Annotated in this window: 16 protein-coding genes; 4 read left to right on the forward strand and 12 right to left on the reverse strand. The window is 42.7% G+C overall.

Features of this window, described 5'->3' with window-relative positions:
* Positions 1-72: 72 nt before the first annotated feature.
* The 6 genes from BFS30_RS22065 to BFS30_RS22090 all read right to left on the reverse strand — a co-directional run bounded on the left by BFS30_RS22065 (position 73) and on the right by BFS30_RS22090 (position 9,348).
* Positions 73-4,620 (reverse strand): efflux RND transporter permease subunit, encoded by a 4,548-nt coding sequence (locus BFS30_RS22065; RefSeq protein ID WP_069381267.1) that lies wholly within the window; start codon positions 4,618-4,620, stop codon positions 73-75.
* 23 nt (positions 4,621-4,643) lie between these two features.
* Positions 4,644-5,783, reverse strand: a complete 1,140-nt coding sequence (locus BFS30_RS22070) for an efflux RND transporter periplasmic adaptor subunit (RefSeq protein ID WP_069381268.1) — start codon at positions 5,781-5,783, stop codon at positions 4,644-4,646.
* Between the two features lie 195 nt (positions 5,784-5,978).
* Entirely contained in the window at positions 5,979-6,347 is a 369-nt protein-coding gene (locus tag BFS30_RS22075; RefSeq protein ID WP_069381269.1) for a hypothetical protein, read from the reverse strand.
* Positions 6,348-6,430: 83 nt separating this feature from the next.
* Complete coding sequence (locus BFS30_RS22080) at positions 6,431-7,138, reverse strand: LytR/AlgR family response regulator transcription factor (protein WP_069381270.1); 708 nt, start codon at positions 7,136-7,138, stop codon at positions 6,431-6,433.
* Entirely contained in the window at positions 7,128-8,162 is a 1,035-nt protein-coding gene (locus BFS30_RS22085; RefSeq protein ID WP_069381271.1) for a sensor histidine kinase, read from the reverse strand. The genes BFS30_RS22080 and BFS30_RS22085 overlap by 11 nt, the downstream gene beginning before the upstream one ends.
* Position 8,163: 1 nt before the next feature.
* Positions 8,164-9,348: an acyltransferase family protein gene (locus BFS30_RS22090; RefSeq protein WP_069382609.1), complete on the reverse strand. Its 1,185-nt coding sequence runs from the start codon at positions 9,346-9,348 to the stop codon at positions 8,164-8,166.
* Positions 9,349-9,517: 169 nt separating this feature from the next.
* Between BFS30_RS22090 and BFS30_RS22095 the strand changes: the two genes are divergently transcribed.
* Positions 9,518-10,078 (forward strand): GNAT family N-acetyltransferase, encoded by a 561-nt coding sequence (locus tag BFS30_RS22095; RefSeq protein WP_069381272.1) that lies wholly within the window; start codon positions 9,518-9,520, stop codon positions 10,076-10,078.
* On the opposite strand, the gene BFS30_RS22100 is transcribed toward BFS30_RS22095, so the two are convergent.
* Positions 10,029-10,397 (reverse strand): winged helix-turn-helix transcriptional regulator, encoded by a 369-nt coding sequence (locus BFS30_RS22100; RefSeq protein ID WP_069381273.1) that lies wholly within the window; start codon positions 10,395-10,397, stop codon positions 10,029-10,031. The two genes, BFS30_RS22095 and BFS30_RS22100, sit on opposite strands and share 50 nt — an antisense overlap.
* A 122-nt stretch (positions 10,398-10,519) precedes the next feature.
* Between BFS30_RS22100 and BFS30_RS22105 the strand changes: the two genes are divergently transcribed.
* Entirely contained in the window at positions 10,520-11,053 is a 534-nt protein-coding gene (locus BFS30_RS22105; RefSeq protein WP_069381274.1) for an NAD(P)H-dependent oxidoreductase, read from the forward strand.
* 59 nt (positions 11,054-11,112) lie between these two features.
* On the opposite strand, the gene BFS30_RS22110 is transcribed toward BFS30_RS22105, so the two are convergent.
* The 5 genes from BFS30_RS22110 to BFS30_RS22130 form a co-directional block, all read right to left on the reverse strand.
* A complete protein-coding gene (locus BFS30_RS22110) occupies positions 11,113-12,243 on the reverse strand; it encodes a DEAD/DEAH box helicase (protein ID WP_069381275.1) in 1,131 nt (376 codons plus the stop codon).
* A 33-nt stretch (positions 12,244-12,276) separates the two neighbouring features.
* On the reverse strand, positions 12,277-13,032 hold the full coding sequence (locus BFS30_RS22115; RefSeq protein ID WP_069381276.1) for an SDR family oxidoreductase: 756 nt from the start codon (positions 13,030-13,032) through the stop codon (positions 12,277-12,279).
* A gap of 78 nt (positions 13,033-13,110) precedes the next feature.
* Entirely contained in the window at positions 13,111-13,524 is a 414-nt protein-coding gene (locus BFS30_RS22120) for a helix-turn-helix domain-containing protein (RefSeq protein WP_237028638.1), read from the reverse strand.
* 44 nt (positions 13,525-13,568) lie between these two features.
* Entirely contained in the window at positions 13,569-15,944 is a 2,376-nt protein-coding gene (locus BFS30_RS22125) for an ABC transporter permease (RefSeq protein ID WP_069381277.1), read from the reverse strand.
* Positions 15,945-16,123: 179 nt separating this feature from the next.
* A complete protein-coding gene (locus tag BFS30_RS22130; RefSeq protein WP_069382611.1) occupies positions 16,124-16,531 on the reverse strand; it encodes a Dabb family protein in 408 nt (135 codons plus the stop codon).
* 127 nt (positions 16,532-16,658) lie between these two features.
* Between BFS30_RS22130 and BFS30_RS22135 the strand changes: the two genes are divergently transcribed.
* Positions 16,659-17,105: a GNAT family N-acetyltransferase gene (locus BFS30_RS22135; RefSeq protein WP_069381278.1), complete on the forward strand. Its 447-nt coding sequence runs from the start codon at positions 16,659-16,661 to the stop codon at positions 17,103-17,105.
* Positions 17,106-17,174: 69 nt separating this feature from the next.
* A complete protein-coding gene (locus BFS30_RS22140) occupies positions 17,175-17,882 on the forward strand; it encodes an AAA family ATPase (protein ID WP_069381279.1) in 708 nt (235 codons plus the stop codon).
* Positions 17,883-17,895 lie beyond the last annotated feature (13 nt).

Consider the following 17,895-nt stretch of genomic DNA (forward strand, 5'->3'; position numbering starts at 1 on the left):
ATAGAGATGTAATGGCAGAAGATAAAAAAAGGTGTGCAGAAATCCTGCACACCTTTTTCTGAAAATCAGCGATTATTTCCATCCGCCTCCCAGCGCCTTATATAAGGAAAGCTGGTTGAGCACCTGATGTTTCCTGGCCTGAACTTCGTTCATCTCCGCATCCAAAACATCTCTCTGACTGGTGATGATGTCCAGGTAAGTTACCCTCCCCGTTAAGAAAAGAATATTTGCTGCTTTGACCGCTGCATTTAAAGCCTTCACCTCATCCGAAATGTGAACTCTTTTCTGGTTGATGAATGCCTGTGATTTTAACGCATCCTGAACTTCCTGATAGGCCTTCAGGACGATCTTCTCATAGTTTTGAAAGGCAATGCCATAGGCAGCAACATAGCTTTCATACTCGGCCCTTATGCGGTGCTGATTAAAAATCGGCGCGGTTAAACCTCCAACTAAACCGTAAGCCAGAGCGGTTTGCGGCTGGAAGAGTTTAGTCAGGTCGAAGGATTGCAATCCGATTTGCGGTGCGAGTACAATGGCGGGTAAAAATGCAGCACTGGCTGCCTTACCCTCTTTTTGAGAAGCAATCAGTTCCAGTCCTGCCTGTCTGATATCCGGCCTCAGTGCGATCATTTGTAAAGGCGTACCCTCATCTAAAGTTTTCGTAGAAATGAATGACTCAAGTCCATTTTCTGTCAGCTGGATAGGAGTGTCAAAGTTTCCGGTTAAGAAGTTTAAATGGTGTTGCATCAGGCTCTGCTGTTGCAGCACTTCCTGTTCTTTTGCTTTTGAGTTGGCGAGCACCGCTTTAAACTGCTGAACGCCTAACTCTGTTGCCATACCCGCTTCTTTTTGAACCTCGATCAGTTGAAGCCCTTTCTGCTGCAGGTCGATATTTCTGTTTAGGATTTTAAGCTCATCGTCCAGTGCCAGCAGCTCAAAATAGGCTGTGGCAACATTGCTGACCAATTCTGTCTGAACCAGCTTTTGCCCTTCATAAGAAGCCAGGAATTTATTCAGTGCCGCTTGTTTCTTGTTTTTAAGCTTGCCCCATAAATCCAGCTCCCAGGAAGTTCTGATGCCTACAAAATAATCGGGCACCGGATTCGGCAGTCGCTCATTGTCCTTCAGGTTTCCGGAAAAATTAGTGTCATAATTACCAATCCCATCAATCGTATAAAAGCCGTATCTACGCAAACCGGCCTCCACAGCTAGGTCTAAATTAGGCAACATTGCGCCTTTACGCATGCGTAAATTAGCTTTGGCCATTTCAATATGATGCAAAGCCTGCTTCATATCTGTATTGTTGGCCAGCGCGGTGTCAATCAAAGCAATCAGATGTTCATCCTTAAAGAAATCCTTCCATTGGGTGTTGGCAATGGTTACAGTATCAGTGCCTTGTCCGTATGAAGAAGGCGCGGTCCGGTGTTGATGTTCAGGAAGTTCTTTCTTCAGATTACAACTGCTGATCAGCATAATACCAGCGATCACTGTTGCTGCTTTGGTTGCAATAGTCACCTTCTTTTTCATTAAGGAAGAGAAGAGCACATAAAGCCCTGGGATCACAATTACACCAACTATTGTTCCGATGATCATTCCACCTACCGCGGCTGTTCCAATCGACCGGTTCCCTAATGCACCGGCTCCGGTGGCAATCATTAAAGGAATAAGACCTGCTGCAAAAGCAAAGGAAGTCATTAAAATCGGGCGCAAACGGGCTACTGAGCCTTCTATTGCCGCCTGTAAAAAGCCCATGCCTTCCTGTTGTTTGATGATGGCATATTCAACGATAAGAATGGCATTTTTTCCAAGCAAACCGATGAGCATCACCAGGGCTACCTGTGCATAAATGTTATTTTCCAGGCCAAACATCCATAAAAAGAGGAAGGCCCCAAAAATACCTGCAGGTAAAGAAAGCAATACAGGTAGCGGAAGCAAAAAGCTTTCATACTGTGCAGCCAGAATCAGGTATACAAAGAGCAAACACAATGCGAAAATATACAAGGCCTGGTTTCCGGAGAGGATCTGTTCACGGGTCATACCAGACCATTCAATTTCATAACCTGCAGGTAGTTTTCCGGCTACCTCTTCGACCGCCTTAATTGCCTGGCCGCTACTGAATCCAGCTTTAGCCTCACCATTCAGCATGGCCGATGAAAACATGTTATAGCGGGTAATCTGCTCTGGACCATAGACGCGCTCCATGCTGATAAAAGAAGAAAATGGCAGCATCTCTTCCCGGTCGTTCTTGATGAAAAGGTTCAGCACATCTTCCGGTTTTTCCCTGTAGTTGGGGCCAGCCTGTACCATCACTTTATACATCTGTCCATAACGGATAAAGTTGGTGGCATAAAAACTACCCATTAAAGTCTGCAGGGTGTTCATTGCATTTTCTACGCTGATCCCTTTTTTTGCCGCCAGGTCATGGTCCACTTTGATGAGGTATTGGGGGAAACTCACATCGAAGGTGCTGAACACATTTCCTATTTCAGGCTTTGCTTTTAAATCTGCAATGAATTTTTTCATCACCGCTGATGTTTTATTCAGGTCGTCATTACCTGTTTTGTCCAGGAGGCGTAATTCAAATCCGGAAGAGTTACCGAAACCAGGAACAGTAGGTGGGGGGAAGAACTCAATTTCAGCATCCATGATATGTGCAGTAGCTTTTTTCAGTTCTTCAATCATTATGCTGACTGATTCTTTCCTATCTTTCCAGGATACCAGGTTAATCATGCCCATACCATAGGAAGCTCCTGAAACCTCGTTGACAAGGCTATATCCTGCGAGGGTAGAAACGGTTTCTACGGCCTTCATCTTACGACTGATCGCATCAATTTCATTAAGTACGCTTTCTGTCCGGTCTACCGTTGCACCAGGAGGGGTGGTCACGTTTACATAGATCATTCCCTGATCTTCCGTCGGGATAAAACCTGAAGGCAGGATGCTGCTCATTCCCCAGGTCGTGACAAAAAAGGTGATCAGTAAGCCAAAAGTAAGGACCCTTCGTCCGGCGATTTTTCCAAGCAGGTTTTTATAACCTCCGGCCATTCTATTATACCCTTTGTTGAAGGTGGAGAAAAATCTGGTCATCCAGCCTTTTCCAGCAGGCTTATCGTGTGGAGAGCGTAGAATGATGGCGCACAAGGCAGGGGTGAGCGTCAGTGCATTTATTCCGGAAATGATAATGGCCGATGCAAGTGTCAGGGAAAACTGTCTGTAAAAAATACCTACCGGACCGGAAAGAAAGGCCACCGGAATAAATACGGCCGACATCACCAGGGTGATCGCCACAACCGGTTTACCCACTTCTTTCATGGCCGCAATTGTTGCTTCCATGGGTTGCAGGTGTTCCTCTTCCATTTTAGCATAGACCGCTTCTACTACCACAATGGCATTATCAACCACAATACCTATGGCGAGTACCAGAGCGAAAAGGGTTAACAGGTTAATGGAGAAGCCCAGCATTTGCATAAAAAATAAAGCACCGATCAGACATACCGGAACCGCGAGAGCGGGAATCAGGGTGGAGCGGAAATCCTGCAGGAAAATAAATACCACAATAAATACCAGCACAAAAGCTTCTAATAAGGTGATGAGTACACTGGATATAGAAGCATCAAGGAAACGGGACACGTCATAACCCATGGTGTATTTCATGCCCGGTGGAAAGGAATTCTCCTGCAGGGAAGCCATCTTTTCTTTCACGTTCTTAATGACATCCTGTGCATTCGAGCCAGGCAATTGCTTCATCATAATAGAAGCAGATGGCCTACCATCAGTTTTAGAAACCATTTCGTAGTCGAGTGAACCAAACTCTACGTCCGCAATGTCTCTAATCCGGATAATAGAACCATCTGCATTTGCTCTGATGGGAATGTTTTTATACTCTTCTGATTCAGAAAATTTACCAGGATAGCGCAATACATATTGCTGCATGTTCACTGATTTATCAGATCCAATGCCCGTTTGACCGGGAGCGGCCTCCACATTCTGCTTTCTCAAAGCGGCAATCACATCGTCACTTGAAATTTTGTAAGCTGCCAGACGATCAGGTTTTAACCAGACCCGCATGGCATAATCCCTTAAGCCCATAATCTGGGCAAAACCTACACCTTCAATACGTTTGAGCTCTTTCAGGATGTTAATGTCGGTGAAGTTGTAGATAAAGCGTTCATCAGCAGACTTATCCTCACTATAGATATTGAGGTACATGAGCATACTGTTCACTTCTTTTTCAGTAGTTACACCCGCTTTAATTACCTCTTCAGGTAATTCATCGAGCACGGTCGTTACTCTGTTCTGCACGTTTACAGCTGCAATGTCCGGGTCTGTACCTACCTTAAAAAACACCTGGATTAAGGTGGTTCCATTATTGGTGGATACCGAGTTCATATAGGTCATTCCCGCGACCCCGTTGATGGCCCTTTCCAAAGGAATAGCAACGGCATTCGTGCTGACTTCGGCATTGGCTCCGGTATAGTTTGCGGTAACCACCACAGAGGGGGGCACTATGTCGGGGAATTGGGTTACCGGCAGGGTAAACAAAGCCAGTAGCCCCAAAAGGGTAATAAAAAGGGAGATCACCAGTGATAATACCGGTCGTTTTATAAATTGTTCAAACATAATATGATAGAATTTATACCGGTTTAGTTTTTTGCTATTGGATTGGTGCCTTTTATGTTAGTTTCGATGGGGTTAATTTGAATCCCATCACGCAGACTTTGAGTGCCTTCAAAAACAATCCTGTCTGATTTTGTCAAACCGGAACTGACCATGTAGTAATGACCTACTCTTTGTCCGGCCTGAAACGGCGTCATCTTAATCTTGTTGTCTGCCCCTAAAACATAAACATAAGTTCTGTCCTGGATCTCAAAAACGGATTTCTGGTGCACGGCCAGGATTTCTCCGGTTTCTACAGGAACACTGATTTTACCCGAAGCACCATGTTTTAATAAACCTTCAGGATTGGGGAAGTTCGCTTTTAATGACAATGAGCCAGTCTGACTGGCGAATTCACTTTCTGCAAATCGTGCCTGGCCTGCAAAGGGATAAACAGCCCCATCTGCAAGGGTCAGTTTAACCTGTTTCTTAAAGCTGTTTTTCGCATATCCGGCATCACTGGCGAGGTTCAGATACTCTTTCTCGGTAATGGAAAAATAGACATTTACAGCGCTCAGGTCAGATACGGAAGTCAGCAGGGAACCTTCTTCCAATAAGCTGCCGGCTTTTAATGGCAAGCGGTCAATCCGGCCACTGAAAGGGGATTTGATCAGGGTATTGGATAACCTGGATTTTGCATAGCGCAATACCGACCTGGCTTCGGCAATGCGCGATTCTGCCGCTTTAACTTTGGCTGCTGCCAGATCAAGCTCTGTTTTGGAAACGATATTGTTTTTTACCAGCAGTTTCGTCCTTTGTTGTTCCAGCTCAACCGTCTTTGCATCTGCTATGGCATTGTTCAATACCGCTTCTGCTTTACTAAGGTCAGCTTTATACTCTTCGTCATTTATTTTAAACAGAATTTGTCCTTCTTTCACCGCTGCGCCTTCCTCTACATAAATCTTTTCCAGGAATCCGGATAAGCGGGACCGGACTTCTACGTTTTTTACAGCCTGTATATCGGCAATATATTCTTTGTAAATGGTGGTGTCTAATACATGGATCGCAGCAACAGGTACGGATTTGAACTTGTCGGCGGTAGAATGTTCTTTACTTTCAGAAGAGGTACAGCTGGCAAATGCAAGTGCAACAAAAAGAGGGGAATAAGCTAAAAAATTAACCTTCATGGCAATACTGATTTTTGTGGACGTATTTACGCCCAGATGTATAAATGGTTTAATGAAATTCGATACGGAAATGGAATGGCGGCTGCATTAGTAAATGCTGGAGATCAGGGCAAAAGCGAAAACTTGCCCGCGCTTAATGCGAGGCAGATCATAGAAATGCCAGCTCTTAGAAATTACTAATAAAAGATATTTACCCTAGAATGGTTTTAACCTGAAAAGGTGGGAGTAATAACTTGGTAAACAAACGCTTTTTGTTTTGTAAAGCGGATGCTCAATAACGATTAGTTTTCCAATCTGTTTAAACAGGAAAAAGGAAAGGAGAACAATAATTGCAGGTAAGATATAAATGCCGGTATGGAAAAGACGGTAATTCTCGTTTGGAATTTTTATGTCGTCTTCATAATTATGCATTGGAATATCGAGTAAGTCATCAAGTACAAACTCCAGAACTGAGTCGCCCGCAAAAGTAGATTGCTTTTGATTTAAGGAAGTGTCTCCTGCTTCATAAGCAATAATGTTGAGGTACGCAAACAACGACAGAAAATGAAATAGTTTGATAAACATACGGCGCCAAAGATAGAAGAATAGGGTAGCTGATTGTTCGAATAATGCGCTCTTGACAATTTTATGATAAAATACCCTGAATCTTATTGGTCAGCTGAGTTCATAATCACTTCCAGCACTGTTTTTCGTAAGTATTTGCTCAGCGGTATCCGGTGGTTTTGAATGTGAAGCAGGTTGCCATCTATCGTATCAATCTTATCCATCCGTACAATAAAAGATTTATGAGTTTGTATAAACTGTCTGTCAGGTAATTTCTCAAGCAATGATTTAATGGTGCTGAGCGTAATGATTTTTTTATCCCTGAAATGAATGGCTACATAGTTTTCCATTCCTTCAATAAACAGGATATCTGCAAAGACTATTTTCTCAAATTTACCATTCACCTTTAAAAACACATAAGTATTCAACTGCTCCGGCTGGGCTTTCATAGCAAAATATTCTTTCGCCTTGGTCGCGGCTTTTAAAAACCGCTCATAAGAAATGGGTTTTAACAGGTAATCCATCACGTCCAGTTCAAAGCCCTGAATTGCATACTGCTCAAATGCTGTTGTGAAAATCACTTTAGGTGGGTTGCGGACCCTTCTTAAAAAGTCTATGCCACTGATATGCGGCATCTGTATATCCAGGAAAAGCAGGGCAACAGGCTGCTTTTCTAAGAGCGCATTCAATTGCAAGGCATCCTCGCAAGTTCCTTTGAGGTCGAGGAAATCGATTTTTTCTATATATCCCTGTAAACCTTTACGTGCATAAGGTTCGTCGTCGGTGATGATGCAACTGATTTTATCGCTCATATTTTATAGTTAATGTTGCCTTAAACCGGTCAGTTTCCTCTTGTAATGTTAAGCTATGCTGATCAGGATAAAGCAGGTTGAGACGTCGTTTCAGGTTTTCCAGTCCGATGCCTCCGGTTTTAGTTTCATTAAAGCTGACTAAAGGAATTGAATTTTCTACACAAAACCGGATTTGTTCCTGATCTATGGCCGCCTCAATACTCATCTGATAATTTCCGCCTACAAATTTAAAGGCGTTCTCCACCAGTGGCAAGAACAATAGTGGATACACCAGTTGCTGGTTCAATTGCGGATCAAAAACGACCTTCAATTGTAATTTATCTGAACTTCGAATCTTTTGCAGCTCAATAAAACTGTTCAGGTAGTCTATTTCCATGACCACAGGCACCTGCTGTTGCTGATCATAAAGCTGATAGCGCAATAGTTCCGAAAACTTTTCAATACTTCTCTTTGCGCCGGCTAAGTCCTCATCCATCTGAAAATATATGGTGTTTAAGGCATTAAAAAGAAAATGAGGATGATACTGAGCTTTTAAAAACTTAAGTTCGGTCTCTAAATGTTCGTTCGTGATCTTTTCCAGCAGCACTTTATTGTCTACATATGCTTTTAGCCAATTGCTGCTGCGTACAATGCCATAGTAAATGATGGCATATAGCGTAGGAATCATGATGAGGTCGGCCACATCAGCCCAGGAAAGCCCATCATCCGTAAATGCGGCCATAGGAAGAAATATGAGGTTTACCAGGACCAGATTGGCCAGAACAAACAAGCTCAGCTCTTTGCCTACGCCCTGATAGTTTAACCGCCCGGACTGCAGGTTATGGTCGAAATACCGGAAGAGCCGTTCGAAAATAATGATGCTTAAATACCCAATCAGGATACTGCAAATGATTTCAAAAGTGTTTAGGACCCAGTTTCTTTCCCAAAACCTGGAATCCGAAGCCAGGTCATGCAGCAGCCTGATCGTAAAGTAAACGAGTAAGCCGTAAAGCGCGGGGAAAATATATTTTTTGAAAAACTTCATCTTATCCTGTGACTTCCGTTTGGTTTTTCTGCTCTTTTTTTATCGGTTTCATGCCGAATAAAAACCTGCTGAAATTAAATGGGCGGATCAGCAAATGGCAGGTCAGTACCGATATAAAAAATGTAGTTCCTAATGTATAAATATATTTAGATAAAATACTTTCATTAGATAGCTGTACAAAATAATAAACCAATATCACGATCACCGTCTGGTGCAGGATGTAGAAAGGATAGGCCGATTCGTTTAAATAACCGAGTATCTTGTGTTTGCGGTTCAGGTAATGTTTACCATATCCGATCAGCGCAAATACCCAGCTCCAGGCAATGATTGGTTTGATGGCATCAAAGAGATAAGTGAAAAATTCCTGTTGAAAATACCACAGCTCATGGCCCGGTTCTATTTTGTTCCACCGCAGATAATCCAGGAATATCATCGCGAGAAAACCGATGGTCAATGCAAAGCGGCGGTTTCGTTCCAGGCTGTCCATTAATTTAGGTTGCAGGATACAGATGAATCCGGCCATCAGGAACAACAGCCAGTAAACGAAATAGCAGGGATCAGCAATCAGGTCGTTGGTTTCAGGATATTTCCGGCTCAGCAGGGCATACCAGATCACTCCGGGAAGCATCAGCAGGTAAACCCGTCTGCCCTTGGCCAAATGGGCGATGCTGGCTTTAAACCGATCACTTTTGGAAGAGATCATCCAGGCAAACAGCGGCGCAAACAGGAGGTCGTAAATAAACAGATAGGCGATAAACCATAAGTGATGCCAGCTAAAGTTGCCTTTCGGGTAGGGTGTAAAATCAAATACAGCCGGATACCATTGCCAGAAACTACCCTGATAACCATTTGTCAGCCGTTCCATATAAATCTGAGGCGGAACGATAACCAGCATGCAGAAGACCAGGGGAATCAATAATCTGCGGCAGCGTAAACCAATAAAACTTAAGGTACTGCGGCGCTGCATCATATAATAACTTACCGTGCCAGAAATGAAGAAAAGCAAAGGCATCCGGAAAAGATGAAGGAACAGGTTGGATTCCATGAGCAGGTTGCTCGTTTCTGCATTTTTGATGTGCCAGCCATCTTCAGCCACGTAGGGCATTGCTGAATGAAAAAATAATACCCCCAATATGGATAGTATTCTAAGCCAATCAAGGTAGGTCTGACGCGTTGTGGTTTCCATCTTTTTTCTTTTTTGATGCAAGGAAAGAACTTCGCTTAAAATCGAAGGGATTTTTTTGACCACCGGGCAGACTTTCCTGATCAATAGACTTTCGGGTGGAATGATTAGGGATGATCATAAAAACATTGTATTTTCATGACCTGAAAATAATCGACTGGCAAAACAACCAATGAAGATAAATATAGACGAAAATACGAGGTTAGAACTCACGGCTCAGCAACATGCAGAAGGGCTTTTTAATGCAGTAGATAAAAACAGGGCACACCTCTCTGAATTTCTGCCCTGGGTGGGGCACATGCAGTCGGTAGCTAATTTTAGTGACTATATCCGGTACTGTGAAACGCTGTATGAACAAGGCCAGGAAGTAAGTTTTGTGATCATATCGGATGAAATTCCTGTTGGCAGAATTGGGTTACATCACATCAATGCACAGAATAAATGCGCGGCAATAGGGTATTGGCTGGCTAAAAGTGCAGAGGGGAAAGGAATCATTACTAAATCCTGCAAAGCCCTGATCAGCTATGGTTTTAAGGAGGTGGGCCTGCAGCGGATTGAAATTAAAGCGGCCACCGGTAATTTAAAAAGCCAGGCCATTCCAAAGAAACTGAATTTTACCCGGGAAGGGGTATTGAGACAGGCAGAGCTGGTCAACGGTCAGTTTCTGGATCTGGTATTGTATGCTATGTTAAATGAAGAATGGGAGCAGGCTCTGCTATCATTTGAAGGGTAGGTGCAAAATCCAGGCCCCATTTATCGAGTGCAGCGGCCAGTGGCAACAGTGATTTTCCCGTTTCAGTGAGGTAGTATTCCACCCGCAAAGGAACTTCAGCATAAACTGTCTTTCCTAAAAGGCCATGAAATTCCAGCTCACTTAACTGCTTCTGCAATACCCTTCTGGTGATGCCGGTTATGGCATTCATCAGATCTCTGGGACGTTGAATTCCTTTTGAAATTTCATCCAGTAAACAGAATTTCCATTTAGAGCCCATTACCTCCATGGCAACGGTAAGGCCACAATTATAATCTATCGGAATTTTTCGTTGATACATATGCTTTTTTATCTTTTAAATAAGGGTGACTAATTTATCACTGAGTGATTAATTAACCCCGTATTGTTCCACGAGTCTATGAACTTCATATTTGTACCTACAAATTTATTGATAAAAATCAGATGATGAAGACTCTTGTAATGATCATTCATCCGGATCTTGAAAATTCGGTGATCAACAAACGATGGAAAGAAGAATTAGAAAAACATCCCGATAAGTATACTATACATGATCTGTACCGTTTATATCCCGATGAAAGGATTGAGGTAAGGAAAGAACAGGAGCTGATAGAAGCCCACGACCGGATCATTTTTCAGTTTCCCTTCTATTGGTTTAATTGTCCGCCGCTCTTAAAAAAATGGCTGGATGAAGTATTGATCCATGGTTGGGCGTATGGAGTAGGAAGCGAATATAAGCTGGCCGGCAAGAAAATTGCGTTGGGCATTACCGCTGGTATTAACGACGACGATTACCGCAGTTCAGGAAAGTATAAATATACCCTGCAGGAACTCACGGCCCCCTTTGAAATTACTTTTGATTATGTGAGGGCCGATTATAAACCGCTTTTTGCCTTTTATGGGGTAGAGCATGAGCCTACTGCAGAAAGAATAAACAGCAGTGCATCGGATTACCTTTCCTTTATCGAAGCTTTATAACACAAAAGCCTCAGATTTTCTGAGGCTTTTGTGTTAGGTTATCAGCTAATAGCTATTTATCATTTGATATTTTCACTGTCCACCAGCGTTACTTTTTTACCCATCTTTTTTTGGATGACTTCAAAGTGGTGTAATTCATGGTGGCTCACCAGGGAAATTGCGTCTCCCGCAGTATCTGCACGACCAGTTCTGCCGATGCGGTGAACATAATCTTTAGGTGAGCGTGGTAATTCGTAATTAATCACAAAAGGAAGAAAATTAATGTCAATTCCTCTGGCCATTAGATCTGTAGCGACCAATACCCGCAGTTTGCCTGTTTTAAAGAGATACAATGCTTCCGTTCTGGCACCCTGGCTTTTTTTACTGTGAATGGTTCTGGCATCGATATTATTCTTACGGAGTTTGTTCACTACCGCATCAGCCTGATGAACAGAAGACGTAAATACCAATACCTGTTTCATTTCATGATGATTGATCAGGTACCTTAAAAAAGGACCTTTCTTTTCATCAGAAACAATATAAGCCACCTGGTTGATCAGGTCCAGTGAAACCTCTTCAGCTGCAATTTTGATCACTACCGGATCGTGTAGCAGGATTTGGTGAATGTGTTGCAGATCATCACTCAGGGTAGCAGAAAACAAAATGTTCTGACGCTTCTTTGGCAGGAGTGCAAGGATTCTGTTTACTTCGTCCTGAAAGCCCAGATTCAGCATCTTATCTGCTTCATCCAGCACCAGTGTTTCAATCCCCGACAGGTGGACCGCATTTGAGTCTGTTAACTCCAATAACCTTCCCGGTGTGGCAACGAGCACATTTACCCCCTGTAAACCCATCATCTGAGGGTTAATAGAAACACCTCCATACACCGCCATGGTTTTGATGGGTTGAGGGAGCGAGCGGCTAAAATCCTGAAAGACATTTTTTACCTGTTCAGCAAGTTCACGGGTAGGTACCAATACCAGGACATCCGCATGTCGGTTTTTTACCAGATTGCTTTGTTGTAAATTCATTAAAAGCGGTAAAACATAACTGGCGGTTTTTCCAGAACCTGTTTTAGCAATGCCTAAAACGTCTTTTTTACTTAATATAGCTGGTATTGCGGTTTCCTGAATAGGGGTAGGTACGGTGAAATTCTGATCTACCAGTGCTTTTAACAAAGCAGGTGATAAACCTAAGGACGTGAAAGGCATATTACTTTTTTTGTGTAAAAGTAAACAAAATAATTACCTGGTCGTATAACCGCCATTTGCAAAGATGGTCTGACCGGTAATCCACCAGCCATCCGTAACCAGGAATTCTACCAGGGGTGCAATGTCTTTAATGTTGGTTAACCCGCCCAGTGCCGAGGCTGATTTGTGGTAGGCTACTGCTTCCGGCGCTTCCTGACCATAGAAGAAAGGAGTGTCCATCGGGCCTGGCGCAACTGCTGTAACTGAAATGCCCCGGTTACCAAACTCTTTGGAAGCCATCCTCGTAAAATGCTCCACTGGTGCTTTAGCTCCGGCATAGGTAGAATACAATCCGGTATAAGCAGCTAACAAAGAGGTGACTATGGTGTTGATCTTCCCATTGTCGTTCAGGTGTTTTCCTGCTTCCTGAATAAAGAAGTAAGCGACTTTAGAATTGATAGCAAACATCTGGTCATATTCTGCTTCTGTCGTTTCCAGAAATGGTTTTTTCAATACCATACCCACCGTATTTATGGCGATGTCAATGCCGCCAAATCTGGCTTTGGTGTCCGTAAACAGCTGCCCAATATTTTCTACTTTAGTCAGATCTGCCTGGAATAAAAATGCTGTTCCACCTGCAGCCTGGATATCTGCCAATGTTTTTTCTGCATCAGATCTGGTACCCTCACTGTTGTAATGTATCGCTACTTTTGCTCCTTTTGCTGCGAAATCCCGACTTAACAAGCCACCTAAATTTTTGGCACCGCCAGCTACCAGTACCACTTTTCCGTTTAAATCATTTTTTGCCATTGTCTTGTGTTTTAGATTTTTAATAAGACAAAGGTGGCCTGCCGGAATGGGTTTATCGTGGTGAACTTTTCGGAACTTTTATAAGGAAGCTGATTTTTTGTATTGTTTTCTAAATTCGCCGGCGGTTTGTCCGGTAAATTTTTTGAAGAACTTGGAGAAATTGGAAGGATCGTAAGTCAGCGTCCTGGCTATTTCTGCAATAGAGGATTTAGTATCTGTCAGTAAGGACTTCGCTTTGTCAATAATTTTCAGGTCATAAAAATGGCAGGGGTGATGTCCCATTGTTTGTTGTATGGTGTCGGAGAGATGGGAATGGGAGATAAACAATGCGCTGGCAATTTGATTGAGCTCCATGAAATCAGTGGTCTCTCCCTGAACCACCTCTTCAATATGCTTGTCCAGGAGATCGAAATAAGCAGTAGTGATTTCCTGGCCGCGATTTAACGAATTGCTCAGCGTATTATCCCTCATTTTTTTATCTTCTTTTTTCATACAAATGCTGTTTTTAAATATACAGCTATTTTCAAAAGTATGATCTACTCGTATTTTAAGGCATCAACAGGTTCTGAGATAGCGCTTTTATAGGCCTGGTAACTTAATGTCAGCAAAGCAATAAGTAAGGTGCCCGCTGAAGCGGCCACAATAATCCACCAGGATATCGTGGTATGAAATTCAAAATTCCTAAGCCATTTATTCATCAGGTAATAGGAGATGGGTACCGCAATTAGGATGGCTACACAAATCATCTTGATGAAAGAAAAAGATAACAATTGCATTAAGTTGGCAACCGAAGCACCCAGTACCTTTCTGATGCCAAATTCCTTGGTCCGTTGTGCCGCGCTAAAAGCTACAAGCCCGTATAAACCCAGACAGGAAATGAAAATGGCGAGCCCGCCGAAAACATTAGACAAGATACCCAGCTTTTGCTCTTTTTGCATCATCTCCTGGTAGGCGGTACTGGTAAAATTCAGCTCAACAGGGTATGCAGGGTTGACTTCTTTGGTAATCCGGGTAATCGTTTCCATGTTCTGCTGTAGGTCTTTCGATGTATCCAGGCGCATGGTAACGGCGCCTGTATGTTGCCGACTAAAATAGACGATCAATGGGGAATTGGATTTATATGGGGAGTCCCAGATAAAGTCTTCAAACACCCCTATAATTGTCTTTTGGTACCCAGACATTTTTATGGTGCTGCCCAATGGATGTTGCAATTTCATGGTCTTCACAGCAGAGGCACTAACCATCACCGCAACCGAGTCAGAGGCATATCGATCTGAGAAATCTCTTCCGGAGATCAGCTTTAATCCGGTGGTTTTAATAAAATCATAGGTCGTGCCGATCCGGTTGAATAGAATGTTGGCTTCTTTAGGTGTACTGCCCGGCCACTCCAGATTGTTAAAGAAGGAATTGTGGTGAACCAGGGGCTGGGATGATTGAAACATGCTGGTCACTGCGCCGGATTTGATCAGTCTGGTTTTCAGCAATTCATATTTATCCGCTAATAAGCCGTCCTGCGGCATTTCAATCAAAGCCTTTACATCCGCACCAATAGGTTTATTTTTGATGTATTGGATTTGCTTATAGATCACCATCGTCGAGATAATCAATAACACAGTAAAACAAAACTGGCCTACGATTAATACCTGACGAAGGCTGACAGAAAGCAGGCTCCGGCTTATTGTTTTCTTTTTTAAGGTTTGAATGGGATTAAATGAAGACAGGTAAAATGCGGGGTAACTGCCTGCTGTTAAGCCGGTCATGCAAACAATTCCTATCAGGCCAAACCAGCTGTAAACATTAAAGTAAGTGATGCTCATGTTAACACCCAGCAGGTTATTGAAGGATGGCAGACAAGCCTCAATCAGGGCCAATGCCAGCACAATGCTCATAATTGCCAATACCAGAGACTCGATCAGAAACTGCATGATCAGAGAAAACCTGCTGGCACCTATTGTTTTTTTAATGCCTACTTCTTTGGCACGTCTCTCTGATTTTGCCGTGGTCATATTCATAAAATTGATGCAGGCAATAAGCAGGATACCAAAGGCAAGCGCCATAAAAAGCCAGATCTGTTCAATTGCACCACCCACACTTTTTCCACCTTCAAATTTTCCATACAAATGCATTTTGTTTAAGGGGAAAAAGAAGTGAGGCTGCTGTCCGACGATGTTTTGATTTTTTCTGACCAGGGCATCCAGCTTTTTATTGACAATGGAAATATCCGCATTGGAATTTAACTGAACTAAAGTGATGAAACTGTAATTGCTCCAGTTTAAATTCTTTGCATCCGAATTAACGATCTCGTAAAAGGACCAGGGCATTAGAAAATCAAACTTATTGGAGCTGTTCTCAGGTAAATCTTTAACAACTGCCGTTACCTTTAAATCTTCCCGGTTCTCATACTTTACGGACTTATTGAGTACATCAGTAGAACCAAAGAGAACTTTTGCCAGGCTTTCGGTCAGGATAACTGATTTCGGTTGGGCCAGTGCCGTTTTAGGGTCCCCCGCGATAAACTGGTAATCATACATCTTCAGGATGTCTGGTTCTGCGAACTTCCCTGATTTTTTGAAGGTGTTTTCTTTGTTTGAAATCAGGTTTTTCGCTCCGTAATTCATTCTGGCGATATATTTAACCTCGGGAATGCCCTGTTTAACCAATGGTGCGAAAGCAGTTGTGGTCCCATCAAATGTGGCTACAATTTTCCCGCTGTCGTCGGTTACATTGGTCATTCCTATATATACATCGGCAGCATGCTTTGATTGTTTATCAAAATTCCATTCATAGGAAACATAGAGCAGCAACATTAAACAGGCAGCCAGGCCAATCGCTAGTCCGGTGACATTAATAAAAGAAGATACCCGGTTTCTAAGGATATTACGCAACGCGATTTTAATGTTAAGTTTGAACATGGCCTGGTGTTTAATTAACCTATAGGTTTCTGATAAAACCAATGCTTTACGAACACCATGCCAATGATCTGAACTTATGTATCGTGCTGAAAATGAATGTTTTAGTTTGTTTGTTTTGAGCATGGTGGCCGAAAATGGACACTTGCTGTGCAGCATCGGACACCAGGGCCATCAGCCTGTTAAGCTTCCAAAATATCATAAACGAGCACTTTGGCCCAAAGGTGACTGTAGTTTTTTATGAATTCCAGGTGTATAGGATGGGTCTGATAAATGGCCTGTCCTTCGAGGTCCTTAAAGAACAGCAATTCAGAAACTCCCCAGCTGCTGTCAATGACATCGCGTTTCTCTGTACCGGCCACTATACCAACATGAAGATCCAGAACGGTTTCTATTTTTGACAGGGTTTTTACTCCTTTTATTAATTCCTCACGGTCTGCTTTGGAATCGGGGTTTTTCAACCAGAAGAATACGTGATGGACCACAGGATATTTTCCTTTTTCAGTTGACAGGGGCATTGCAGAGGCGGCAGTTCCAACTGCAATCGCAGCAGCGGTGCCAATAAATTTTCTTCGGTTTGATTTGTTCATAATCATGAATTTATAAAAAAGTACCGGATTTCTATAATTTATACTGGACCCATTTAAAATCTAAATACTGGACCAGTACCCTGAGCCTGTATTTCCTCACATTTGCCGGAAATAAAACATTAGGAAGATGAAGCATATTATTAAAAAAGCGAGTCTGGAAGACTTAGATCAAACTGCAGAACTGTTTAACCTTTACCGTATTTTCTACCGTCAGGAATCTGACCTTGAAAAAGGAAAAGCTTTCCTCAAAGAAAGATTCCTGAATAGTGAATCGGATATTTTCCTGGCCATGGCAGATGGTAAAGCCGTAGGCTTTGTGCAGTTGTACAAATTGTTCCACTATACCAAACTTCAGAAGCAATGGTTGCTGAGCGACCTCTTTGTTCATCCTGATTTCCGGGGACAGGGGCTTTCTGTAGCGCTGATAGACAGAAGCAAGCAATGGTGTGAGGAAACCGGAGCATGTGGCCTGATGCTGGAAACAGAAAAGACAAACGATATCGGTAACAGCCTGTATCCACGCTGTGGATTCGAATATGACGGATTGCACAATTACTACCATTGGTGGAAATAGTCTTATCTTTACATCATTTCCGGTATATGCTGCTTGCGACAAATACCGGAAACACCATACCATTATCAAATGAACGTATACGAACTGATCATCAGCGACAAAGAAAAGGTAGCATTGGAAGATGTGTTTTTCAGTACTGAAAATAAGGCCATTTTAAATCAGATTTTAAAAGAACACCAATACCTGGAAGAGTTGCGTGTTTATAACTTGCCGGTAGACAACAAGATCTTACTTTATGGTGATTCCGGTTGTGGAAAGACGACTACCGCCAAAGCCATTGCAACCGCCCTGGATAAGCCAATTGTAATCCTGAGTTTAAGTACTGTCATCTCTGCGAGAATAGGGGAAACCTCTAAAAATCTAAAAGCTGTTTTTGACCAGGCCATACGACAAAAAGCAGTGTTGTTTCTGGATGAGTTTGACCAGATCGGGAAAATGAGGGGAAATGACGATAAAGAAGTGGGTGAAATGCGCCGGCTGGTGAATACCATCATCCAGTTGATTGATTATTTTCCACTGGATTGTCTGTTGATCTGTGCTACCAATCACCACGATATTATCGACCGGGCGCTATTGAGAAGGTTTCAGTTGAAACTCAGATTTGACATGCCTGAAGAAGAGAAACTGAATTCCTACTATGATAAAATGCTGGCCCCTTTTCCTGAGCATTTAAAAGCAATTGACCGGAAATATGGGGTTTCTTTTGCTGAAGTTAAAGATTACGTACATACCACCATGAAAAAGCGGATCATCTTAGAGCTGGAGCAAAAGAAGTAATCAAAATTTATGG

This window comes from Pedobacter steynii, assembly GCF_001721645.1.
Lineage (GTDB): Bacteria > Bacteroidota > Bacteroidia > Sphingobacteriales > Sphingobacteriaceae > Pedobacter > Pedobacter steynii_A.